Below are 21,691 nucleotides of genomic sequence, written 5' to 3' on the forward strand. Positions count from 1 at the left end.
TGAAGCGGCGCACTGACGTATTTTTCGCACACAACAAAAAGCCCGCGCAAGGCGGGCTTTTTGACAAGGATTTGGTCGGAGAGACAGGATTCGAACCTGCGGCCTTCTCGTCCCGAACGAGACGCGCTACCTGGCTGCGCTACACTCCGATGACCAAAATCCTACTGCATCCCGTTTTTGCCCGCAAGCCCTTGTTGTTTAAAGGGCCATGGCCTGAACGGGGCCTTGATCAGAGCTCTTTGACGGTGCGGATCTGGTCCTTGTTCAGGCGCGTGCGCTTGCCGTCGAGTTGCTCGAATTCATAGAAGCCAGAGTCTTCGTCGTAGGACGGTTTGTCGGTTGCCTGGATCTCCCGGCCATCGTTCAGGGTAATGACGGTTGGGGTCGAGCAGCCAGCAAGGGCGCCCAAACCCAAGGCAAGCAGGAAGGCGGGTAGGGTCCGTTTGATCATCGTGTTTCTCCAAGTGCGATGGTGCTAGATGACTTTTATGACGCAGGACGTTAGTGCAAGTTCACTCCAAGTGCAGCATAGCGATTAATTCGTTCTCTTGACCCAAGGCAAGGCTGAGGGGGGCAACGCTGGAAAAGGTGCGCTGTGATATAACTGCGTCCATCTCATCCTGTTGTGACGGACACCCATGAAAGCCAAGGCAGATACCCCCTTCGTGGCGCTAAGCATCGCCGTACTCACGGTCAGCGACACCCGTACCTTCGACACCGACACCTCTGGCCAGATGTTCGTCGACCGCCTGAGCGCCGCCGGTCACCGCCTTGCCGAGCGCGTGCTGCTCAAGGATGACCTGTACAAGATCCGAGCCCAGGTTGCCACCTGGATCGCCGATGACAGCGTGCAAGTGGTGCTGATTACTGGCGGTACCGGGTTTACTGGCCGCGACAGCACCCCCGAGGCGGTGGCCTGCCTGCTGGACAAGCAAGTAGACGGTTTTGGTGAGTTGTTCCGGCAGATTTCCGTGGCCGACATTGGCACCTCCACCGTGCAGTCGCGTGCCTTGGCCGGGCTGGCCAACGGCACGCTGGTGTGCTGCCTGCCGGGCTCGACCAACGCTGTGCGCACCGGTTGGGATGGCATCCTGGCCGAGCAGCTTGATGCCCGTCATCGCCCGTGCAACTTCGTGGCGCACCTGAAGCAGGCAGCGGCCTGTGACAGCCGTGGCTGAGGTCAGCCAGGCCCGGCCGCTGATGCCGGTGGAACAGGCGCTGGAGCAACTGCTGGCGCTGGCCGAAGCTGCACCGATCCGCGAGACCGAAAACCTGCCGCTGGCCGAAGCCGAAGGCCGCGTGCTGGCCACTGACCTGGTGGCCTCCCTCGACCTGCCGCCTTGGCCGAACAGCGCCATGGACGGTTATGCCTTGCGCCTGGCTGATTGGCAGGGCCAGCCGCTGCCGGTCAGCCAGCGTATTTTCGCCGGCCATGCGCCCCAGCCGCTGCAACCGGGTACCTGCGCACGGATCTTCACCGGCGCGCCTGTGCCGGAGGGGGCCGACTGCGTCGAGATGCAGGAAAACACCGAAGTACTCGAAGATGGCCGGGTGCGCTTTCTCGAAGCGTTGCGCACCGAGCAGAACATACGCCCTCAAGGTCAGGAGACCCGCAAGGGCGAGCAGGTGATGAGCGCCGGCACCCGCCTTGGGCCGATCGAACTGGGCCTGGCGGCGACCTTGGGGCATGGCCGTCTGGACGTGGTGCGCAAGGTAAAAGTGGCGGTGCTGTCCACCGGCGACGAACTGGTCGAGCCAGGCCTGCCGCTCGGGCCTGGGCAGATCTACAACAGCAACCGCAGGCTGCTGGTCAGCTGGTTGCAGCGGCTGGGTTGCGAAGTGGTCGATGCCGGCATCCTGCCGGATGACCTGGCCCGCACTCGCGCCTGCCTGGCTGAACTGGGTGGCGTAGACCTGATTCTGTCCACCGGAGGCGTCTCGGTGGGCGAGGCCGACTACCTCGGTGCCGCCCTGCGCGAGGCCGGCGAACTGGCGTTGTGGAAGCTGGCGATCAAACCGGGCAAGCCGCTGACCTTCGGCCACTTCCAGGGCGTGCCGGTGATTGGCTTGCCGGGCAACCCCGCCTCGACCTTGGTCACCTTCGGTCTGCTGACCAGGCCCTACCTGCTGCGTCGTCAGGGTGTGATTGACGTCACGCCGTTGCGGTTCGACATGCCGGCAGGGTTTGACTGGCCCAAGCCGGGTACGCGTCGCGAATACCTGCGCGCGCGCATCGAACAGGGCCGAGTGCGCATCTACAAGAACCAGAGCTCGGGTGTGCTGCGCAGCGCAGCCTGGGCGGAGGGCCTGGTGGAAGTGCGTGAAGGCAGCACGCCGAAGCAGGGCGACATCGTGCCATTCATCCCCTTCAGCGAGCTACTTGGCTGAGCGGCCCAGCCAGGCACTGGCCAGCGGCGCGGCCTCGGCCGGTGCCGCCTGGGTCAGGCGTATGTGCACATTCTCCAGTTGTTGGGCAGCCACGCTCCAGTCGTGGCGCTGGCGGGCAAACTGGCGCCCGGCGGCGCTCAACTGGCTCATGCGCCAGGGCTGATTGAGCAGCTGGGTGATCAGCAATGCCAGTTGATCACCGTCGTCACTGCCCAAGTAGTGTTCGCCGTTGTTCACGGTCAGGCCTGAAACGCCCTTGTCGGTGGTGATCACGGGTAAGCCGGCGGCCATCGCTTCGAGGATTTTCACCTTCGAGCCACCGGCATAGCGCAGGGGGGCAAAGAACAGGGCTGAACGTCGTTGCAGTTCACGCAGGTCGGGGCGGTAGCCAAACCATTCAATGCGTGGGTCGTTCCAGTGAAGCTTCCAGTTGGCCGGCATGGCGTGCCCGGCAATCGCCAGGCGCACCGCCGGGTTGCTCATCCACACCTTCGGCATGATGTCGTCCAGAGCCCATTCGATGGCCTCCAGATTGGCGCCATATTCGAAATTGCCGACGAACAACAGACGCTGGCTGTGCAGCGCAGGTTGCACCTGCTGGTAGAAATCACAGTCCACGCCGTTAACCACCACATTCACCGGGCGCCCACTGATCTGCGCGATCAGCTCGGCATCATGGGCGCTGACAGCCACCAGTTCGGTGGGCTGGCGCAGCACACGGTGCTCCCAGCGCCGGTAGCGCCAGCGGTCGAAGGCGTTGAGCGGGCGCAGCCACAGCGGCAGGCGATCGTGGCAGGCGCTGCCCATTACCGACTCCAGGGTGTGCTCACTAAGCATGTAGGGCAGCCTGCGAGCCTGCAGGGCTTTTTCGAACGGCTGGAAGCTGTAACTGTGCTCAATCTGGATCACGTCCCAGGGTTCGTCCAGCAGTTGCTCGAACCGGTGCCGCAGGCAAGGCGCCAGGCCATTGATGATTGCCCGCATGGGGTAGTCGATGATGGGTGAAGCCAGCAGGTTGAGTGGGCTGTGCAGCGGCCTGCGGGGTAGCACGATCAGGCGTTCGAGTAGGGGCTCAAGGGCCTCACGTGCTGCGTCGCAGAGAGGGATCTTCGACTGCACCAGCAGGGTAATCCGATGACCGCGCTGGGCCAGTGCGCGCAGCAGATGGTATTGCCGGGTCTTGTGGCCGCTGGTGGTCGGCCAAGGCAGGTAGGGCAGTGTCCAGAGAATGCGCATGACCCGAAGTCCTCGCGAAAGGCTGCAGATAGCAAAACGCGCCCGTTGGCAGCAGTGGGGGAGCCACTGCCGGGCGCGTCCATGGCAATAGGGGTATTTGCTGAGCATAGCCGGGATTGTCAGGTGTGGAAAAAATGACCGGCGACGTGACCAGTTGCAGGCCTGGCGCCGGCACACTGTTTTTTCCAGGGCATGCAACGATCCGGGTGGGCCAGTGGTCGAGATAGGGGGTGGTCCACTTTACGGAGACGCGCACATGCAAGGGCGCAAGGCAATGTTGGTGCTGCACGGCAAGCAGGCGATGAACGAAGACGTGCGCAGCGCCGTGCGCGACCTGCGCGATAGCGGCTGGGTGCTGGATGTACGGGTTACCTGGGAGGCGGGCGACGCCCAACGGCTGGTCGCCGAGGCACTGGCGGCGGGTTACAGCCATATCGTCGCCGGTGGCGGGGACGGCACGTTGCGGGATGTGGCCGAGGCCATGGGCTTGGCTGCTACCAACGCCAGCCTGACCTTGTTGCCATTGGGGACGGCCAACGATTTCGCCAAAGCCGCTGGCATCCCCCTGGAGCCAGCGTCGGCGCTGGCCTTGCTGAATATCGCGCCACAACCAATAGACTTGGGGCAGGCTGGCGATCAGTTGTTCCTCAACATGGCCACGGGTGGCTTTGGCAGCCAGGTCACCGCCAATACCTCCGAAGACCTCAAGAAAGTGCTGGGCGCTGCCGCCTACCTGTTCACCGGGTTATCCCGCTTCAGTGAGCTACAGGCGGCTTCGGTAGAGCTACAAGGGCCAGGCTTCCACTGGCAAGGGGATTTGCTGGCGCTGGGTATCGGCAATGGCCGACAGGCTGGGGGTGGGCAGGTGCTGTGCCCCGAAGCCATGGTCAACGACGGTTTGCTTGACGTCGCTATTCTGCCTGCACCACAGGAAGTGGTGGGGGCTCTGCGGGACCTGTTGGGCGGTGACGGCCTGTTCGTTCGGGCCAGGCTGCCATGGGTCGAGATCAAGAGTTCGCAAGGGTTGGACATCAACCTCGATGGCGAGCCGTTGCAAGCTGCCAACCTGCGCTTTCAGGCAAGGCCGGCGGCGTTGCACCTGCACCTGCCGGCCGGGTCACCGTTGCTCAGTCATCCAGGCTGATGATTTTTTCGCGTACGGCGAACAGCACCAAGCCGGCCACGTCGTGAATCTGCAGGCGCTTCATGATTTGCGAGCGGTGAGTTTCCACGGTCTTGATCGACAGGCCCAGGCCTGCCGCGATTTCCCGGGTGGACTTGCCGCGCACGATCAGGCGGAGGATCTCAAGCTGCCGTGAAGTCAGATTATGCCGTTCGCCAGCGCTTTGCTTGCCTAGTTTGGTGTGCCGCAGCGCCTGGTTGATGACGGTGTGGGCGATGGCCGGGCTGAGGTAGCGCTCACCGTGGCGTACGGCACCCAGCGCCTGTTCCAGCTCGGTGGCGCTGGTGTCCTTGAGCAGGTAGCCGTGGGCACCGCTTTCCAAGGCCCGCATGATCAGGTCCGGGTCGGTGTGCATGGACAGGATCAGCACTTTGCAGGTACTGCCGCTGGCCCGCAGTTGGGTGAGGGCGTCCAGGCCGCTGGTCGAACGCATGGAGATGTCCAGCAAGATGATGTCGGGCGCCAGTGTGCGTACCTGGTCGAGTAGCTGGCTGCCGTCGTCGGCTTCGCCGACCACGTCATAGCCGGGGATATCGCAGACCAGTGCACGCACCCCGGCGCGGATCAGCGAGTGGTCATCTACCAGCAGTAGTCTACAGGTCATGGTTGGTAATACTCCTGGCGCGTTGCTGAGTGCGCGGGGACCACGGGAACATCGCTTCGATCTGTGTGCCTCGGCCAGGCTGACTGGTGATGTCGAGGCTGCCCTGCAGCGCGATTACCCGCTCCTGCATGCCGGCCAAGCCGCGCTGACCGGCCTCGGCCGGGTGCCGGGCAGGGGCGAAACCACGACCATCGTCGTGGATCGACAACGCCAGCCCCTCAGGGGTGCGTTGCAGGCGGATGACCAGGTTGTGTGCCTGGGCGTGGCGCAGCATGTTGGTCACTGCCTCCTGGGTAATACGGAACACCGCCATGGCCACGGCTTCGTCGATGCCGCCCAGGCGCTGGTTGCACGCCAGGCTCCAGTGCACGCCGCTGCTGGCCAGGGTGCGTACCAGGTGCGCGCGCAGGCTGGCCTCCAGGCCAAGGCTGGCCAACTGCCGGGGGTTGAGCAGCGCGGAAACATCGCGCACGTTACCGAGGGTGTCATCCAGCGTGCTGCGCAGGGCCTCGCAGTGCCCCTGCAAGTCTTCGGGCATGCGCCGTTGCAGCCACTGCAGTTGCAGCTTGGCAGCGGTGAGCAGTTGGCCGATGTCGTCGTGCAGTTCCCGGCTCAGATGCTGACGCTCGTCTTCTTGCACCTTGAGCATGCGCTCGGCCAGCTCGGCCGGGCGCAGGTGGATCGACCTGGCGCTCAGGCCCAGTTGTACAACAGCACCCAGCGTGGCGACCAACTGCAGCACCAGCAGGGTGGCCGGGATTGTCTGGTTGGCCAGGTACAGCGCCATGTTGGCAACCAGTGAGGCCACGCAAAGCCCGACCGTTGCCCAACGCAGCACGGCGGCGCGGGAGCAGCAATGCAAAGAAGTCTTCAAGCGTGGAAACATAGGTAGGGAGGCCACTGAAGTATTGCTGATGGAGGCCTTGCACAATGCTGGTCAGAGGCTTTGGCGCAGTACTTTCGATGTTTTTTCGAACACGCATTCTTGCCACCGTTGTTCCGGCAGCAAGCGTTTGTGGGGGCGCATATTATCACTTTGCATTGCATTGGTCGCGGCCGTGTAACGCGTTGAAACGCCTACTGGTCGGGCCTTTTCGGGTAGCAAAGTGCCACCCTTTAATCGCGCTGTACCCACTTGTGCTGTAACTAGCGCGGCAATGATTCAACGGCATGCACCGAAAGCCTGGTGAACTTTCCAAGTTCGACCATGGTCGGGTTTCAATCAAGTTGCTTAGTTGCACTTTGCGTCAGGTTAATGCATGCGATTAGAGCGGCTGGGGCGGTTGCCGGTTGCCACGTCACTGTGCGGGTGAATGCACGCGCTGCCTTCTTCATCGCAGGACGCGCAGGCTGGCGCAAAGGGTGCTTGTACGACTTTGGCCAATTCACCCAGCAGCACCAGTTGCTCGCCGATGTCCAGGTTCAGCCGCCCTGTACGGCTATCGACCAGCTCCAACTGCCAGGCCAGCAAGGTCAGGCATGCCCCTATGGCGGGTAGGGCTTCACGCTGCAGGCAACCACCGTGACAGGCCGGGGCGAGCAACTGTTGCAGGGCGGTGGTGTAGTGGGCAACTTCACGCAGGCCCAGGCGCGTAGCTTGACGGGCGATAGTGTCGAGGGTGTTGTTCAGGCAACTGCAGGCATCCGGGTCATTGTCTATAAGCTCCAGATGCTGCAGGCATTCCTGGGCCTGGGTCAGCAGTACCTGGGCATCCAGCAGGAAGCCCTGCAGGGCGTCATCGAACGATAAGGCAGTGTCCATCATCAAGTCCCCGCGCGTGGGGTAGGCGCAGGGGGCGGGCACGCCGAAACGATAGCTAGCAAAAGCCTGACTCCATTCATGCAATGAGAATGGCGTCACATTAATGGCTAAAGGATATCGCGAACATCAGGTTGCACCCGATTGCCGCTAAGGGTTTCCCTGATCAAGGGCTAGGGTAGGGAACTTTTGTCGTGCCCCTGATTTGCCCTGGCGTGTCGGCAGTAAAGCATGATGGTAAAGTGATATCAATTATCTGCGCGGCATTTTCCCGCAGGGGTCAAGGTGTGCGTGAAGCCGCCGATACAGGGTAGATGATTTCACCTTTTAAGACTCAAGCCTGGGGGCTTTCCAATGGCTGGCATTCTCGACACGGTAGACCAACGCACGCAACTGGTGGGTGAGAACCGCCTGGAAATTCTGATGTTTCGTCTGGCCGGTCGCCAGCTGTTCGCGATCAACGTGTTCAAGGTGCAGGAAGTACTGCAACTGCCCAAGCTGACCCTGATGCCCCAGCGCCACGCCTATGTCTGTGGTGTGGTCAACCTGCGTGGGCAGACCCTGCCGGTGATCGACCTGTCTCAGGCGATCGGTATGCGCCCGCTACAGCCGGGGCCGGACAGCACCATCATCGTCACCGAATACAACCGCTCGGTGCAGGCCTTCCTGGTGGGCGGTGTCGACCGCATCGTCAACATGAACTGGGAGTCGATCATGCCGCCGCCTTCCAGTGCCGGTCGCCAGCACTACCTGACTGCCATCACCAAGGTTGATGAGAAGCTGGTGGAAGTGATCGACGTGGAAAAGGTGCTGGCCGAAATCGTGCCCTACAACGCCCGGGTTTCTGGCGACAAGCTCGCCGACCCAGTGCTGGCCCGGGCCCGCGGCCGCGAAGTGCTGCTGGTGGACGACTCCAGTGTGGCCTTGGCGCAATTGCGCGATACCCTGTCTCAGTTGGGCATGAAGCTGCACGTGGCCAGTGATGGCCTGAAGGCGCTGCGCATGCTCAAGGGCTGGGCCGACGCCGGCGAGGACGTGTGCGAAAAGCTGCTGATGGTGTTCACCGATGCAGAAATGCCGGAAATGGACGGCTATCGGCTGACCACCGAGATCCGCAGCGATGCCCGTCTGCGCCAGCTCTATGTGGTGCTGCACACTTCGCTGTCGGGCAGTTTCAACGAGTCCATGGTGAAGAAGGTGGGCTGTGACAACTTCCTTTCCAAGTTCCAGCCTGATCGCCTGGTCGATGTGGTCAAGCAGCGCCTGCTGCTGGATACCACCGCCGCGTGAACGTTGTGCCGGCCAGGTATAAGCTTGGCTTTTGGCATGAAGCGAGGCAGCAGGGATGTTTCTCAGTGAGTTGTATCGATACCCGGTGAAGTCGGGGCAGGCGCAAAGCCTGAAGGCATCACCGGTGGGGTTGCTGGGGTTGCAAGGCGACCGGCGCTGGATGGTGGTCGAGGAAGAAAACGGACGCTTCCTGACCCAGCGTGCCTGGCCACAACTTGGCCAGATCGACGCGAGCGATGACGACAGCGGCCAGTTGCTGCTGCAAGCCCCTGGACAGGCGCCGTTGCGGGTGCCTGTACCGCCTGCCGATGACGCCCTTCGCGGCGTGACGATCTGGCGCGATACCCTGCGTGTGCCGGACGCTGGCGATGCCGCAGCGGCCTGGTTGAGTGAGTTGCTGGGCAAAGCCGTACGCCTGGTGCATTGCCCGGAGCAGCGTGCGCGTTACCTGCCCAATGGTTACGGCTTCAACAGTGACCGTGCGGCGTTTCCGGATGGCTTCCCCTTGCTGCTGATTGGGCAGGGCTCGCTGGACGAGCTTAACCGGCGTATTGGCCGGCCCATGTCGATGCGGCGCTTTCGGCCCAACCTGGTGGTGCAGGGTGCGGAGCCGTTTGCCGAGGATGCCTGGAAGCGGATTCGTATCGGCAGCTTGGTGTTTCGCGTGCTCAAGCCCAGTGTGCGGTGCATCTTCACGACCATCGATCCGGCTACCGGGGAGCGCAGCGCTGACCGTGAGCCGATGGCTACGCTGAAGACTTTCCGCGAAAAAGAAGGCGACGTACTGTTCGGCCAGAACCTGGCTGTGGATGGCAGTGGGTGGCTGGAGGTGGGGATGGAAGTAGAAATCCTGGAATAGGTGTGTTGCCTGTGCCGGCCTCTTCGCGGGTGAACCCGCTCCTACAACGACCGCGTAACCCTTGTAGGCGCGGGTTCACCCGCGAAGAGGCCGGTACAGGCTCAACAGCAATCACATGTCATCGAAATACCGTTCATGCCAATCCACCAGTGGCTGCGGTGAATTCAGCTTCTGCCCGTAGATCACCGAATACGACAGCACGTTCTGAACATACTGGCGTGTTTCGTCGAACGGGATCGACTCCACCCACACATCGAAGCTCAGGTGCTTGGCCCCTTTGAGCCACTGTCGCACGCGCCCGGGGCCGGCGTTGTAGGCTGCCGAAGCCAGCACCCGGTTGCCGTTGAACTGGCTGTGTACCTGGCTCAGGTAGGCCGCACCCAGCTGGATGTTCTTGTCCGGGTTCAGCACTTGCGCCGGTGAGGCCAGCGGGATGCTGAACTTGCGTGCGGTTTCTTTGGCCGTGGCCGGCATCAGTTGCATCAAGCCGCTGGCGCCCACGGGTGAGCGTGCGTCCTCCATAAAGGCGCTTTCCTGGCGAGTGATGGCGAATACCCAGCTCGAATGCAGGCCGCGAACCTTGGCTTCACGCACCAGCGTGTCGCGGTGGGCCATGGGAAAGCGGATGTCCAGGTCGTCCCAGTACTGGGCCTGGCTGATGGTGCGGATGGCTGGGAAGTACCAGCGCAGCTCATAACCCAGGCGTGCCTGCGCAACCATTTCGTCACGGGTGAAGTGGCGGCTGACGTGGTACCACTCACGGCGGCCGTCGACGATCTGGCCGCGGGCGTGGAATTCCAGTGCGCGCTGGATGCCGGGCGTGTTGCGGACCTTCTTGACCAGTTGTGGGCTCAGCAGCAGCGGCTTGTTGTTCAGCTGGTAGGGTGTCTGTGCCCGATCGGCGGCGAGGAAGCCATAGAAGTCACGCTCACGCGCTGCGGTCTTGTAAAGCAGCGGGATCTGCGGGTTGTTTGGCTGTGCCAGCTCCAGGCTGCGAGCCTGCCAGTACTTCCAGCGGCTGGTGCTGGCCAGGTCCTGGGGAAGGCGTTTGGTCAGCTCGTAGGCGTCCTCCCAGCGGCCCAGGCGCAGCAGCAGGCGAAGGCGCCATTCGCTGACAGTGTTGTCACGCAGCTCGGGGTCATAGCGGGTCATCAGGTCGAGCGCACGTGGGTCGTAGCGGCGTGCGAGGGTCAGGCCGATTTCGCGGGCGATGGCCACCTTTTCGTCACGCGAGAAGTGCATGCGCTGGGCGTAATCGTCGAGCAGCGCCATGGCCCGCTCCGGGTCCTGCCGGGCCAGGCGACGAAGGCCGAGGCTGACCACGTCGGACATGGCCTCGTTGACCGGGGTAAAGCGCGACGGCTGGTTGAGCAGCTCGGGCTTCTGCGCGACGTCGATCAGCAGGCGCCCCTGCGGGCCGAGGGTGGTCAGGGTCTTGACCAGGGTGTTGGCCAGGCCGTAGTTGCGCGCCTGGGCGGCCAGCTTGGTGCGTTCCCAGCGCTTGGCCTCGGTCAGTTGGCCTTCGGCTGCCCACATGCCGAACAGTGTGTCGCAGGCGGCAGGTTGCGATTTGCCGACGCTCCACAGCTTGTCGGCGGTGGCGTAACCTTCGGCGCGCAGGCCGTGGCTGAGCTGGTATTGGCCGTTGAGGCAGTCCAGTTCGGTGAAGTTGAGCTTGGGGTCGTAGTACTTGACGAAGGTATCCCACTCGCCGCGTTCTGCCAGCCAGCGCAACCAGCGCAGTTTCATCCAGTTGGCCTGGGGCAGGTCGCCATGCTTGGCAAGGAAACCTTCGATTTCCTGGTTGCTGGCACTCTTCAGGCGGGCGGTGAGTTCGTCGTAGACCAGGTAGGGCGTCAGCGGGTAGTCGCTCAAGGCCTGGGCATAGCGCAGGTACGGGCCTTTGTCGCCTTTGGCCAGCGCTCGCTTGGCCTCGTCATAGTACTGGCGTTGCAGGGTCAGGTCGGTGGCCTGCGCTGCGCAGGTGGCAGCGGTAAGCAGCAGGCAGGATGCGATATGTAACAGGCGGCTGCGCATGATACGTCCGGGCAGTTGAACCATGGGAAGTGTCGGCGGAGCCAGCACTATTGAAAGCTATTGCCTTAGCTTAGCTGTTTGCCGGCAGTGGGTGAAAGCACTGTGCTTGTATCGGGATATTAAGTTCGACCAGATGTCACCAGGTGCTCACCGGTTGGCCTGGCGGATGCCGTCGAAGGCCAAGTCAGGTAGAATGCGCGCCCGATTTATGGAGACGAACATGACCCTGCTCAAATTCAGCGATGTGTCCCTCGCATTCGGCGCCATGCCGCTGCTGGACAAAGTGTCCTGGCAGATCGCTCGTGGCGAGCGGGTGTGCATCATCGGCCGCAACGGCACCGGCAAGTCGAGCATGCTGCGCCTGGTCAAGGGCGAGCAGAAGGGCGACGACGGTGAAATCTGGCGTGCGCCTGGCCTGAAGATCGGTGAGTTGCCACAGGAACTGCCGGTGGCCGACGAGCGCACGGTGTTCGACGTGGTAGCCGCTGGTCTGGACGGCGTGGGCGAATTGCTGGCGCAGTTCCACCACCTGAGCATGAACATCCAGGGCGATGAAGACCTGGAAAAACTCATGCACGTCCAGCACGAGCTGGAGGCCCGCGACGGCTGGCGCCTGCAACAGGTGGTGGAAAGCACACTCAGCCGCCTGCAGCTGCCGGCCGACAAGACCCTGGCCGAGCTGTCCGGTGGCTGGCGCCGCCGCGTACTGCTGGCCCAGGCGCTGGTGTCCGAGCCCGACCTGCTGCTGCTCGACGAACCGACCAACCACCTGGACATCGGTGCCATTGCCTGGCTCGAAGAGGCCCTGCGTGGCTTCAACGGCGCGGTATTGTTCATCACCCACGACCGTTCGTTCCTGCAGAACCTGGCCACCCGTATCCTCGAACTGGACCGCGGCGGCCTGATCGACTGGAACGGTGACTACGCCAGCTTCCTGGTGCACAAGGAGGCCGCACTGGCCGCCGAAGAAACCGCCAACGCGCTGTTCGACAAGCGCCTGGCCCAGGAAGAAGTGTGGATCCGCCAGGGTATCAAGGCCCGCCGTACCCGCAACGAAGGCCGCGTGCGTGCACTGAAGGCCCTGCGTGTGGAGCGTGGCGAGCGCCGTGAACGACAGGGCAAGGCCAACATCCAGATCGAAGCCGCGGACAAATCCGGCAAGCAGGTGATGGTGCTGGAAAATGTCAGCTTCCATCATGCGGACGGCCCCCTGCTGGTCAAGGACTTTTCCATGGTCCTGCAGCGGCAGGATCGCATCGGTCTGCTGGGCGCAAACGGCACTGGCAAGACCACGTTGCTCAAGATGATGCTGGGCGACCTTGAGCCCACTGCGGGCAAAGTGGAGCGCGGCACCAAGCTTGAGGTGGCCTATTTCGACCAGATGCGCCACCAGCTCGACCTGGAAAAGACCGTAATCGACAACCTGGCCGAAGGTCGTGATTTCATCGAGATCGATGGCCAGAACCGCCACGTGCTGAGCTACCTGGGCGACTTCCTGTTCAGCCCCCAGCGCGCGCGTACGCCGGTCAAGGCGTTGTCGGGTGGTGAGCGTGCACGGTTGCTGCTGGCCAAGCTGTTCAGCAAGCCGGCCAACCTGCTGGTACTCGACGAACCGACCAACGACCTGGACGTGGAAACCCTCGAGCTGCTGGAAGAGGTGCTGTCCAACTACAAGGGCACCGTGCTGATGGTCAGCCACGACCGGGCCTTCCTCGACAACGTCGTGACCAGCACCCTGGTGTTCGAAGGCGAGGGCAAGGTGCGTGAGTATGTGGGCGGTTACGAGGACTGGATTCGCCAGGGCGGCTCGCCGAAGCTGCTGGGTGTGACCGAGAGCAAGGGCGGTAAGTCTGCGCTCAACAGCGCGGTAGTGGAGAAGGTCGAGGCCAAGCCTGAGCCTGTTGCGGCGCCGGTGGTGGAAGATGCTTCGAAGAAGAAGCTGAGCTACAAGCTGCAGCGTGAGCTGGAGATGCTGCCGGGGCAGATCGATGAGCTGGAGCAGCGTATGGCTGAAGCCCAGGAAGAAGTGAATGCGGCGGGCTTCTATCAGCGGCCGATTGCAGAAACTTCGGCGGTGCTGGCACGGATCGAGAAGCTGCAGGGCGAGCTGGATGTATTGGTGGAGCGCTGGGCTGAGCTGGAAGGCTGATTGGCGTTAGCCTGTTCCGGCCTCTTCGCGGGTAAAGCCGCACCTGCAGGGATTGCCATACCCTTGCAGGCGCGGGCTGGCCCGCGAAGAGACGGGTTCAGGTCCAGTCAATCCTTCTTCAGCAAGCGTACCGCCAGCACGTCACACGGCGCACCGTGCAGCACATCGTTGGCCGTGGAGCCCAACAGCAATGCCAGGCCGTGACGGCCATGGCTGCCGACCACAATCAGGTCGCACTTCTGGTCCTTGGCCAACTGGTGGATTTCCTGGCGAGGCTGGCCATAGGTCAGGTGCGAGTCGCCGCGGTTGATTCCCGGGTATTTGTTGAACAGGCGGTCCATGCGCTCCTTGGCCTGGTCGAACTGCTGCTGTTGCAACTGCGACAGGTCCATCGGTACGTCACCGCCGAAGGCCATGGCCATCGGCTCGACGATGTGCACCAGGGATACCTTGGCATTCGAAGGCTCTGCCAGCGCCATGGCGCGCTTGATCACCGGGTCGCATTCTTCGGTCAGGTCGACGGCGACCAACAAATGTTCGTATTGCATGAGCGGTACTCCTGACAATCGCGATAGAAGAAGTATGGTCGCTTTAGGGCGGGTCTACCGTGAAAAATGGCTAACCAGCTCATTTGCAACGCTTTATGGGAACTACTGATATGACGGTATTGCTGGTGGTGTCAATCCTTGCGCTGATTCTCAGCCCGCTTTCCTGGCTGCGCAGCTCGCGCAAGCAGAGCGAGCAGATGAAGTTGCGCCTGGAGGCGCGGCGCATGGGTTTGGCCATGCAACTGGCGCCGCAGCAGTGGCCGCACTGGCTGGAAAAGGAGCCGCCAAGCCCCTGCCCGCAGTATCACAGAGCCCGGCGCCGTGGGCATGAGGACAGCTTCAGTTTCTGGCAGGTCAGCCCCGGGGTGTGGTGGAACCAGTGGCGCGAGCCCTGCGAAGACCCACGCTTCATGGGCGCGTTGTCGCGCTTGCCGGCGAGTGTGTACAAGGTCGAGGCCGATGCGCGGATGATTGCCCTGTACTGGACCGAACGTGGCGATACTGCTGTGTTGCAGGATGTTGCCTACGCCCTCGAAACCTTGGCTTGAGCGCCGCCCATGCGCGACTCCTGTAGGCGAGGAGACACTTGCGAACACCGGCAGAGTCGGTGCCAAACTCCGCGGTGCCTGCTTCGCGGGTAAACCCGCTCCTACGGGGGCATCCAGGCTGGTCAATCTGTTCTGCAACGACAAAGCGGCGGCTCGGCATAACCCTGAAGGGGTGGGGTGCCAAGTCGCCGCTTTGCGTTCTGCTGCGCAGAAAAGGCCAGGCAGGCCGGGTTATTCATTCAAGCAAGTGCCAGTGTAGTCGCACTGGCTCGCCGCGCAAGCGCAAAGCCGTCAGCCAATGCTTGTGGTCAATCGCTGACATGAATGACCGGCGATCACTGTCATCATGTTTTGTACCCGGACGATAGAAAATGACTGGAAAGTCGCGTTTTCGCCGTGCTCGTGAGCATTTGACAACGCCCATCTTTTCGGAGAATGTGTGCACACCCAAATCAAACGGGCGTATGAATTGAGCGTTTGTATGTCATGACGCCAAGCCATACTTCCGACTAGCGCGCTGACGGGTGTGCCTGGGGCAAGGCAGCTTAGGCCTGCTTCTGCTGCAGTGATCGGCGTGTACAGTTCAGCTTCCATATCGTGGAGATCAGTTGATGATTTACGAAGGTAAAGCCATCACGGTTAAGGCTCTTGAAAGTGGCATCGTCGAGCTCAAGTTCGACCTCAAGGGTGAGTCCGTCAACAAGTTCAACCGCCTTACCCTGAACGAGCTGCGCCAGGCCGTCGATGCCATCCAGGCCGATGCCTCGGTCAAAGGCGTGATCGTCAGCAGTGGCAAGGACGTGTTCATCGTCGGCGCCGACATCACCGAGTTCGTCGACAACTTCAAGCTGCCTGAGGCCGAACTGGTCGCCGGCAACCTGGAAGCCAATCGTATCTTCAACGCCTTCGAAGACCTCGAAGTGCCGACCGTTGCCGCCATCAACGGCATCGCGCTGGGCGGCGGCCTGGAAATGTGCCTGGCGGCCGACTACCGGGTCATGTCCACCAGCGCCAGGATCGGCCTGCCGGAAGTCAAGCTGGGTATCTACCCGGGCTTTGGCGGTACCGTGCGCCTGCCGCGCCTGATCGGCTCGGACAACGCCATCGAGTGGATCGCCGCCGGCAAGGAAAACCGTGCCGAAGACGCCCTGAAAGTGGGGGCCGTCGACGCGGTGGTCGCCCCTGAGCTGCTGCTGGCCGGTGCCCTCGACCTGATCAAGCGTGCCATCAGTGGCGAGCTGGACTACAAGGCCAAGCGCCAGCCGAAGCTGGAAAAGCTCAAGCTCAATGCCATCGAGCAGATGATGGCCTTCGAGACGGCCAAGGGCTTCGTCGCTGGCCAGGCCGGCCCGAACTACCCGGCCCCGGTCGAAGCGATCAAGAGCATCCAGAAAGCCGCCAACTTCGGTCGCGACAAGGCCCTGGAAGTTGAAGCCGCAGGCTTTGCCAAGCTGGCCAAGACCTCGGTCGCCGAGAGCCTGATCGGCTTGTTCCTCAACGATCAGGAACTCAAGCGCAAGGCCAAGGCGCATGACGAGATCGCCCACGACGTGAAGCAGGCCGCCGTGCTCGGCGCCGGCATCATGGGCGGCGGTATCGCCTACCAGTCGGCGGTCAAAGGTACGCCGATCCTGATGAAAGACATCCGCGAAGAAGCCATTCAGCTGGGTCTGAACGAGGCCTCCAAGTTGCTTGGCAACCGCGTCGAGAAGGGCCGCCTGACCCCAGCCAAGATGGCCGAGGCCCTCAACGCCATTCGACCGACCCTGTCCTATGGCGATTTTGCCAATGTCGACATCGTCGTCGAGGCAGTGGTCGAGAACCCGAAGGTCAAGCAAGCGGTACTGGCGGAAGTGGAAGGCCAGGTGAAGGACGATGCGATCCTCGCTTCCAACACCTCTACCATCTCTATCAACCTGCTGGCCAAGGCGCTCAAGCGCCCGGAAAACTTCGTCGGCATGCACTTCTTCAACCCGGTGCACATGATGCCGCTGGTGGAAGTGATCCGTGGTGAGAAGTCCAGTGAAGTGGCGGTCGCCACCACCGTGGCCTACGCCAAGAAAATGGGCAAGAACCCGATCGTGGTCAACGACTGCCCGGGCTTTTTGGTCAACCGCGTGCTGTTCCCGTACTTTGGCGGTTTTGCCAAGCTGGTCAGCGCCGGTGTCGACTTCGTGCGCATCGACAAGGTCATGGAGAAGTTCGGCTGGCCGATGGGCCCAGCCTACTTGATGGACGTGGTCGGCATCGACACCGGCCACCACGGCCGTGACGTCATGGCCGAAGGCTTCCCGGATCGCATGAAGGACGAGCGCCGCTCGGCAGTCGACGCGTTGTACGAGGCCAACCGCCTGGGCCAGAAGAACGGTAAGGGCTTCTACGCCTACGAAACCGACAAGCGCGGCAAGCCGAAGAAGGTCTTCGATGCCACCGTGCTCGACGTGCTCAAACCGATCGTGTTCGAGCAGCGTGAAGTCACTGACGAAGACATCATCAACTGGATGATGGTCCCGCTGTGCCTGGAGACCGTGCGTTGCCTGGAAGACGGCATCGTCGAAACCGCTGCCGAAGCCGACATGGGCCTGGTCTACGGCATTGGTTTCCCTCCCTTCCGCGGTGGTGCGCTGCGTTACATCGACTCGATCGGTGTGGCCGAATTCGTCGCCCTGGCCGATCAGTATGCCGACCTGGGGCCGCTGTACCACCCGACCGCCAAGCTGCGTGAAATGGCCAAGAACGGCCAGCGCTTCTTCAACTGAGCGGTCAACGAGCTAGAGCGAGAGATTTGATATGAGCCTGAATCCAAGAGACGTGGTGATTGTCGACTTCGGTCGCACGCCAATGGGCCGCTCCAAGGGTGGCATGCACCGCAACACCCGCGCCGAAGACATGTCGGCGCACCTGATCAGCAAGCTGCTGGAACGCAACGGCAAGGTTGACCCGAAAGAAGTCGAGGACGTGATCTGGGGCTGCGTCAACCAGACCCTGGAGCAGGGCTGGAACATCGCCCGCATGGCCTCGCTGATGACCCAGATCCCGCACACTTCCGCGGCGCAGACCGTCAGCCGCCTGTGCGGCTCGTCCATGAGCGCGCTGCACACGGCCGCCCAGGCGATCATGACCGGTAACGGTGATGTGTTCGTGGTCGGTGGCGTGGAGCACATGGGCCACGTCAGCATGATGCATGGCGTAGACCCCAACCCGCACCTGTCCTTGCATGCCGCCAAGGCTTCCGGGATGATGGGCCTGACTGCAGAAATGCTCGGCAAGATGCACGGCATCACCCGTGAGCAGCAGGACCTGTTCGGCTTGCGTTCGCACCAGCTGGCCCACAAGGCCACGGTCGAAGGCAAGTTCAAGGACGAGATCATCCCGATGCAGGGCTACGACGAGAACGGCTTCCTGAAGGTGTTCGATTTCGACGAAACCATTCGCCCGGAAACCACCCTCGAAGGCCTGGCATCGCTCAAGCCTGCGTTCAACCCGAAAGGCGGTACGGTCACGGCCGGTACCTCGTCGCAGATCACCGACGGCGCCTCGTGCATGATCGTCATGTCCGGTCAGCGTGCCATGGACCTCGGTATCCAGCCATTGGCGGTGATCCGTTCGATGGCAGTGGCCGGTGTCGACCCGGCAATCATGGGCTACGGCCCGGTGCCATCGACCCAGAAAGCCCTCAAGCGTGCGGGCTTGACCATGGCCGATATCGACTTCATCGAGCTCAACGAAGCCTTCGCTGCACAGGCCCTGCCCGTGCTGAAAGACTTGAAAGTGCTCGACAAGATGGATGAGAAGGTTAACCTGCACGGCGGCGCCATTGCTTTGGGCCACCCGTTCGGTTGCTCCGGGGCGCGGATTTCCGGCACCCTGCTCAACGTCATGAAGCAAAATGGCGGTACGCTGGGTGTTGCGACCATGTGCGTCGGCCTGGGCCAAGGTATCACCACTGTCTTCGAACGCGTCTGATCGCGTAGCGGGACAGCAGCCGGGGCCTAGTGCCCCGGTTTTGTTTTTTCAGGTTTTATTCAGGAGGTGAGCAACATGCAGATACAACCAGGCGTATACCGGCATTACAAAGGGCCTGAGTACCGTGTCTTCAGTGTTGCGCGGCACTCCGAAACCGAAGAGTGGATGGTGTTCTACCAATGCCTGTATGGTGATTACAGCTTCTGGGTACGTCCCCTGTCGATGTTCCAGGAGTCCGTCGAATTTGACGGCGAGCAGGTGCCACGCTTTGCTTTGGTCAAGGCCGAAGAGGGGCTGCCCGGGTTGCTGGGCAAGTCGCACGCGTGATCGTCCGAGCTTGACCTCACACTTTTGCCACTATATATAGCGGTGCCGCGTCTGGCACTTGGCGCGTTTTTTATCTTCAGATTCAGGAATACTCCGATCCATGGGCAAATCGCTGGTCATTGTGGAATCCCCGGCCAAGGCCAAGACCATCAACAAGTACCTGGGCAACCAGTACGTGGTGAAGTCGAGTATCGGCCATATCCGAGACCTCCCCACCAGCGGTTCGGCCAGCGCGAGCAAAGAGCCGGCCGCCAAGCGTGGCAAGGCTGCGGGTGAGGCGCCGGCGCTTTCGCCGAAAGAGAAGGCCCGCCGCCAGCTGGTGGCACGCATGGGCGTCGACCCCGACCATGGCTGGAAGGCCAAGTACGAGATCCTGCCTGGCAAGGAAAAGGTGATCGAAGAGCTGCGCCGCCTGGCCAAGGATGCCGACACCATCTACCTCGCAACCGACTTGGACCGCGAAGGGGAAGCCATTGCCTGGCACCTGCGCGAGGCCATCGGGGGTGACGACACCCGCTACAAGCGCGTGGTGTTCAACGAAATTACCAAGAAGGCCATTCAGGAAGCCTTCTCGCAGCCAGGCGAGCTGGACATCGACCGGGTCAACGCCCAGCAGGCGCGGCGTTTCCTCGACCGCGTGGTCGGTTACATGGTTTCGCCGCTGCTGTGGGCCAAGATTGCCCGTGGCCTGTCCGCTGGCCGTGTACAGTCGGTGGCCGTGAAGCTGGTGGTTGAGCGTGAGCGTGAGATCCGCGCCTTCATCCCGGAAGAGTACTGGGAGATCCACGCCGACCTCGGCACCGCCAAGAACGCCAAGGTGCGTTTCGAGGTGGCGCGCGAGAAGGGTGAGGCCTTCAAGCCGCTGAACGAAGCTCAGGCCATGGCTGCACTGGAAAAGCTCAAGGCTTCCAGCTACAGCGTGGTCAAGCGCGAAGACCGCCCGACCAGCAGCAAGCCATCGGCACCGTTCATTACGTCCACCTTGCAGCAAGCGGCCAGTAACCGCCTGGGCTTTGGCGTGAAGAAAACCATGATGATGGCCCAGCGCTTGTACGAAGCCGGTTACATCACCTACATGCGTACCGACTCGACCAACCTGTCGGCTGACGCCCTGGATATGGCGCGCAGCTACATCGAACGGGAGTTCGGCAAGCAGTACCTGCCGGAGGCGCCACTGGTTTACGGCAGCAAGGAGGGCGCCCAGGAGGCGCACGAAGCGATTCGGCCTTCTGACGTGAATACCCACCCGACCAAGCTCAGCGGCATGGAGCGTGACGCCGAGCGCCTGTACGAGCTGATCTGGCGCCAGTTCCTGGCGTGCCAGATGCCGCCAGCGCAGTACCTGTCCACCAGCGTTACCGTCGCTGCCGGCGATTTCGAGCTGCGTGCCAAGGGCCGCATCCTCAAGTTCGACGGCTACACCCGTGTGCTGCCACAGCAGAGCAAGCCGGGCGAAGACGACGTGCTGCCAGAGATGGTTCAGGGTGAAGCGCTGAAACTGATCCAGATCGACCCGAGCCAGCACTTTACCAAGCCGCCTGCACGCTTTACCGAAGCCAGCCTGGTCAAGGAAATGGAAAAGCGCGGCATTGGCCGCCCATCGACCTACGCGGCGATCATTTCCACCATCCAGGACCGTGGCTATGTGACGCTGCACAACCGCCGCTTCTACTCCGAGAAGATGGGCGATATCGTCACCGAGCGCTTGTCGGAGAGCTTCTCCAACCTGATGGATTACGGCTTTACCGCCGACATGGAAGAGAACCTCGACGACGTGGCCCAGGGCGAGCGTGACTGGAAGAACGTGCTCGACGAGTTCTACGGCGATTTCAGCAAAAAGCTGCAGACTGCCGAGTCCAATGAAGACGGCATGCGCGCCAACCAGCCGACCATGACCAACATTCCATGCAAGGAATGTGGTCGGCCGATGATGATTCGCACCGCTTCTACGGGTGTGTTCCTGGGCTGCTCTGGCTACAGCCTGCCGCCGAAAGAGCGCTGCAAGGCTACCGTCAACCTGGTGCCGGGCGACGAGATTGCCGCTGACGACGAGGGCGAGTCGGAGTCGCGCGTACTGCTGGGCAAGCACCGTTGCCCGATCTGCGCCACCGCGATGGACGCCTACCTGCTGGACGAGAAGCACAAGCTGCATATCTGCGGTAACAACCCGGATTGTGTCGGTTACGAGATCGAAGAAGGCAACTACCGTATCAAGGGTTACGAAGGGCCGAGCCTGGAGTGCGACAAGTGCGGTAGCGAGATGCAATTGAAGACCGGCCGTTTCGGCAAGTTCTTCGGCTGCACCAACCCGGCATGCAAGAACACCCGCAAGCTGCTCAAGAGCGGCGAGGCGGCGCCACCGAAGATGGACAAGGTGGACATGCCGGAGCTCAAGTGCGAGAAGGTTGATGATACCTACGTGCTGCGCGACGGTGCTTCTGGGTTGTTCCTGGCTGCCAGCCAGTTCCCCAAGAACCGCGAAACCCGTGCGCCGCTGGTGCTGGAGATTGTGCCGCACAAGCATGAGATTGACCCGAAGTACCACTTCCTGTGCGATGCGCCGCAGAAAGACCCGGATGGCCGCCCGGCGGTGATTCGTTACAGCCGCAAGACCAAGGAGCAGTACGTGCAGTCCGAGGTCGATGGCAAGCCGACCGGTTGGAAGGCGTTTTACGACGGCAATGCCTGGAAGGTTGAAGACAAGCGCTGATCCATCGGTGCTGTGATTTGGGGCCGCTTTGCGCCCCTTCGCGGGCTTGCCCGCTCCCACAGGTATCGCGCCGCCCTTGAATGTGGC

18 protein-coding genes and 1 tRNA gene are annotated in these 21,691 nt (G+C 62.1%); 11 read left to right on the forward strand and 8 right to left on the reverse strand.

Annotation, left to right across the window (positions count from 1 at the left end; all coding sequences use genetic code 11):
• Positions 1 to 72: 72 nt before the first annotated feature.
• Positions 73 to 149, reverse strand: a tRNA-Pro gene (locus tag ACK59Z_RS10995).
• An 80-nt stretch (positions 150 to 229) separates the two neighbouring features.
• Positions 230 to 451 (reverse strand): YgdI/YgdR family lipoprotein, encoded by a 222-nt coding sequence (locus tag ACK59Z_RS11000; protein WP_003248738.1) that lies wholly within the window; start codon positions 449 to 451, stop codon positions 230 to 232.
• Between the two features lie 187 nt (positions 452 to 638).
• Here ACK59Z_RS11000 and moaB point away from each other — a divergent pair, with 187 nt between their 5' ends.
• Together moaB and glp are read left to right on the forward strand one after the other, a co-directional pair.
• Positions 639 to 1,178 carry a molybdenum cofactor biosynthesis protein B gene (gene moaB / locus ACK59Z_RS11005; protein ID WP_003248741.1) on the forward strand — a complete coding sequence of 180 codons (540 nt, stop codon included), beginning with the start codon at positions 639 to 641 and terminating at the stop codon, positions 1,176 to 1,178.
• Complete coding sequence (gene glp / locus ACK59Z_RS11010; protein WP_003248742.1) at positions 1,162 to 2,388, forward strand: gephyrin-like molybdotransferase Glp; 1,227 nt, start codon at positions 1,162 to 1,164, stop codon at positions 2,386 to 2,388. The genes moaB and glp overlap by 17 nt, the downstream gene beginning before the upstream one ends.
• On the opposite strand, the gene ACK59Z_RS11015 is transcribed toward glp, so the two are convergent.
• Positions 2,377 to 3,624 (reverse strand): glycosyltransferase family 4 protein, encoded by a 1,248-nt coding sequence (locus tag ACK59Z_RS11015; RefSeq protein WP_108079064.1) that lies wholly within the window; start codon positions 3,622 to 3,624, stop codon positions 2,377 to 2,379. The two genes, glp and ACK59Z_RS11015, sit on opposite strands and share 12 nt — an antisense overlap.
• Before the next feature lie 256 nt (positions 3,625 to 3,880).
• Here ACK59Z_RS11015 and yegS point away from each other — a divergent pair, with 256 nt between their 5' ends.
• Positions 3,881 to 4,768, forward strand: a complete 888-nt coding sequence (gene yegS, locus ACK59Z_RS11020; protein ID WP_003248746.1) for a lipid kinase YegS — start codon at positions 3,881 to 3,883, stop codon at positions 4,766 to 4,768.
• On the opposite strand, the gene ACK59Z_RS11025 is transcribed toward yegS, so the two are convergent.
• The 3 genes from ACK59Z_RS11025 to ACK59Z_RS11035 form a co-directional block, all read right to left on the reverse strand.
• Complete coding sequence (locus ACK59Z_RS11025) at positions 4,752 to 5,411, reverse strand: response regulator transcription factor (RefSeq protein WP_003248748.1); 660 nt, start codon at positions 5,409 to 5,411, stop codon at positions 4,752 to 4,754. The genes yegS and ACK59Z_RS11025 overlap by 17 nt on opposite strands.
• Positions 5,401 to 6,297, reverse strand: a complete 897-nt coding sequence (locus tag ACK59Z_RS11030; protein ID WP_014859338.1) for a sensor histidine kinase — start codon at positions 6,295 to 6,297, stop codon at positions 5,401 to 5,403. Before ACK59Z_RS11030 ends, ACK59Z_RS11025 begins: the two co-directional genes overlap by 11 nt.
• Before the next feature lie 366 nt (positions 6,298 to 6,663).
• Complete coding sequence (locus ACK59Z_RS11035) at positions 6,664 to 7,173, reverse strand: hypothetical protein (protein ID WP_003248752.1); 510 nt, start codon at positions 7,171 to 7,173, stop codon at positions 6,664 to 6,666.
• A 351-nt stretch (positions 7,174 to 7,524) separates the two neighbouring features.
• On the opposite strand from ACK59Z_RS11035, the gene ACK59Z_RS11040 reads away from it, so the two are divergent.
• Together ACK59Z_RS11040 and ACK59Z_RS11045 are read left to right on the forward strand one after the other, a co-directional pair.
• On the forward strand, positions 7,525 to 8,460 hold the full coding sequence (locus ACK59Z_RS11040) for a chemotaxis protein CheV (RefSeq protein ID WP_003248753.1): 936 nt from the start codon (positions 7,525 to 7,527) through the stop codon (positions 8,458 to 8,460).
• Between the two features lie 55 nt (positions 8,461 to 8,515).
• Entirely contained in the window at positions 8,516 to 9,319 is an 804-nt protein-coding gene (locus tag ACK59Z_RS11045) for an MOSC domain-containing protein (RefSeq protein ID WP_014859340.1), read from the forward strand.
• Positions 9,320 to 9,430: 111 nt separating this feature from the next.
• Here ACK59Z_RS11045 and ACK59Z_RS11050 read toward each other — a convergent pair whose 3' ends face one another.
• Entirely contained in the window at positions 9,431 to 11,356 is a 1,926-nt protein-coding gene (locus ACK59Z_RS11050; RefSeq protein ID WP_003248757.1) for a transglycosylase SLT domain-containing protein, read from the reverse strand.
• Between the two features lie 220 nt (positions 11,357 to 11,576).
• Here ACK59Z_RS11050 and ACK59Z_RS11055 point away from each other — a divergent pair, with 220 nt between their 5' ends.
• Positions 11,577 to 13,505, forward strand: coding sequence for an ATP-binding cassette domain-containing protein (locus ACK59Z_RS11055; protein WP_003248759.1), 1,929 nt, complete (start codon positions 11,577 to 11,579; stop codon positions 13,503 to 13,505).
• A 107-nt stretch (positions 13,506 to 13,612) separates the two neighbouring features.
• On the opposite strand, the gene ACK59Z_RS11060 is transcribed toward ACK59Z_RS11055, so the two are convergent.
• Positions 13,613 to 14,053, reverse strand: coding sequence for a universal stress protein (locus ACK59Z_RS11060; protein ID WP_319901976.1), 441 nt, complete (start codon positions 14,051 to 14,053; stop codon positions 13,613 to 13,615).
• 110 nt (positions 14,054 to 14,163) lie between these two features.
• On the opposite strand from ACK59Z_RS11060, the gene ACK59Z_RS11065 reads away from it, so the two are divergent.
• From ACK59Z_RS11065 to topA, 5 genes are all read left to right on the forward strand, one after another.
• Positions 14,164 to 14,601: a hypothetical protein gene (locus ACK59Z_RS11065; protein ID WP_003248762.1), complete on the forward strand. Its 438-nt coding sequence runs from the start codon at positions 14,164 to 14,166 to the stop codon at positions 14,599 to 14,601.
• A 611-nt stretch (positions 14,602 to 15,212) separates the two neighbouring features.
• On the forward strand, positions 15,213 to 17,360 hold the full coding sequence (gene fadB, locus ACK59Z_RS11070) for a fatty acid oxidation complex subunit alpha FadB (protein ID WP_003248763.1): 2,148 nt from the start codon (positions 15,213 to 15,215) through the stop codon (positions 17,358 to 17,360).
• Between the two features lie 31 nt (positions 17,361 to 17,391).
• Positions 17,392 to 18,567, forward strand: a complete 1,176-nt coding sequence (gene fadA, locus ACK59Z_RS11075) for an acetyl-CoA C-acyltransferase FadA (protein WP_003248768.1) — start codon at positions 17,392 to 17,394, stop codon at positions 18,565 to 18,567.
• A 75-nt stretch (positions 18,568 to 18,642) separates the two neighbouring features.
• Entirely contained in the window at positions 18,643 to 18,894 is a 252-nt protein-coding gene (locus ACK59Z_RS11080; RefSeq protein ID WP_003248769.1) for a DUF1653 domain-containing protein, read from the forward strand.
• 100 nt (positions 18,895 to 18,994) lie between these two features.
• Positions 18,995 to 21,604: a type I DNA topoisomerase gene (gene topA / locus ACK59Z_RS11085; RefSeq protein WP_108190597.1), complete on the forward strand. Its 2,610-nt coding sequence runs from the start codon at positions 18,995 to 18,997 to the stop codon at positions 21,602 to 21,604.
• Positions 21,605 to 21,691 lie beyond the last annotated feature (87 nt).

Source organism: Pseudomonas sp. KCJK9058, assembly GCF_046230975.1.
Taxonomy (GTDB): domain Bacteria; phylum Pseudomonadota; class Gammaproteobacteria; order Pseudomonadales; family Pseudomonadaceae; genus Aquipseudomonas; species Aquipseudomonas alloputida.

What these genes read in the sequence shown, in the direction of transcription:
- ACK59Z_RS11000 (WP_003248738.1), bottom strand. Translation starts at nt 451, where the DNA reads ATGATCAAACGGACCCTACCCGCCTTCCTGCTTGCCTTGGGTTTGGGC.
- moaB (WP_003248741.1), top strand. Translation starts at nt 639, where the DNA reads ATGAAAGCCAAGGCAGATACCCCCTTCGTGGCGCTAAGCATCGCCGTA.
- ACK59Z_RS11015 (WP_108079064.1), bottom strand. Translation starts at nt 3,624, where the DNA reads ATGCGCATTCTCTGGACACTGCCCTACCTGCCTTGGCCGACCACCAGC.
- yegS (WP_003248746.1), top strand. Translation starts at nt 3,881, where the DNA reads ATGCAAGGGCGCAAGGCAATGTTGGTGCTGCACGGCAAGCAGGCGATG.
- ACK59Z_RS11025 (WP_003248748.1), bottom strand. Translation starts at nt 5,411, where the DNA reads ATGACCTGTAGACTACTGCTGGTAGATGACCACTCGCTGATCCGCGCC.
- ACK59Z_RS11030 (WP_014859338.1), bottom strand. Translation starts at nt 6,297, where the DNA reads ATGTTTCCACGCTTGAAGACTTCTTTGCATTGCTGCTCCCGCGCCGCC.
- ACK59Z_RS11035 (WP_003248752.1), bottom strand. Translation starts at nt 7,173, where the DNA reads ATGGACACTGCCTTATCGTTCGATGACGCCCTGCAGGGCTTCCTGCTG.
- ACK59Z_RS11040 (WP_003248753.1), top strand. Translation starts at nt 7,525, where the DNA reads ATGGCTGGCATTCTCGACACGGTAGACCAACGCACGCAACTGGTGGGT.
- ACK59Z_RS11045 (WP_014859340.1), top strand. Translation starts at nt 8,516, where the DNA reads ATGTTTCTCAGTGAGTTGTATCGATACCCGGTGAAGTCGGGGCAGGCG.
- ACK59Z_RS11050 (WP_003248757.1), bottom strand. Translation starts at nt 11,356, where the DNA reads ATGCGCAGCCGCCTGTTACATATCGCATCCTGCCTGCTGCTTACCGCT.
- ACK59Z_RS11055 (WP_003248759.1), top strand. Translation starts at nt 11,577, where the DNA reads ATGACCCTGCTCAAATTCAGCGATGTGTCCCTCGCATTCGGCGCCATG.
- ACK59Z_RS11060 (WP_319901976.1), bottom strand. Translation starts at nt 14,053, where the DNA reads ATGCAATACGAACATTTGTTGGTCGCCGTCGACCTGACCGAAGAATGC.
- ACK59Z_RS11065 (WP_003248762.1), top strand. Translation starts at nt 14,164, where the DNA reads ATGACGGTATTGCTGGTGGTGTCAATCCTTGCGCTGATTCTCAGCCCG.
- fadB (WP_003248763.1), top strand. Translation starts at nt 15,213, where the DNA reads ATGATTTACGAAGGTAAAGCCATCACGGTTAAGGCTCTTGAAAGTGGC.
- fadA (WP_003248768.1), top strand. Translation starts at nt 17,392, where the DNA reads ATGAGCCTGAATCCAAGAGACGTGGTGATTGTCGACTTCGGTCGCACG.
- ACK59Z_RS11080 (WP_003248769.1), top strand. Translation starts at nt 18,643, where the DNA reads ATGCAGATACAACCAGGCGTATACCGGCATTACAAAGGGCCTGAGTAC.
- topA (WP_108190597.1), top strand. Translation starts at nt 18,995, where the DNA reads ATGGGCAAATCGCTGGTCATTGTGGAATCCCCGGCCAAGGCCAAGACC.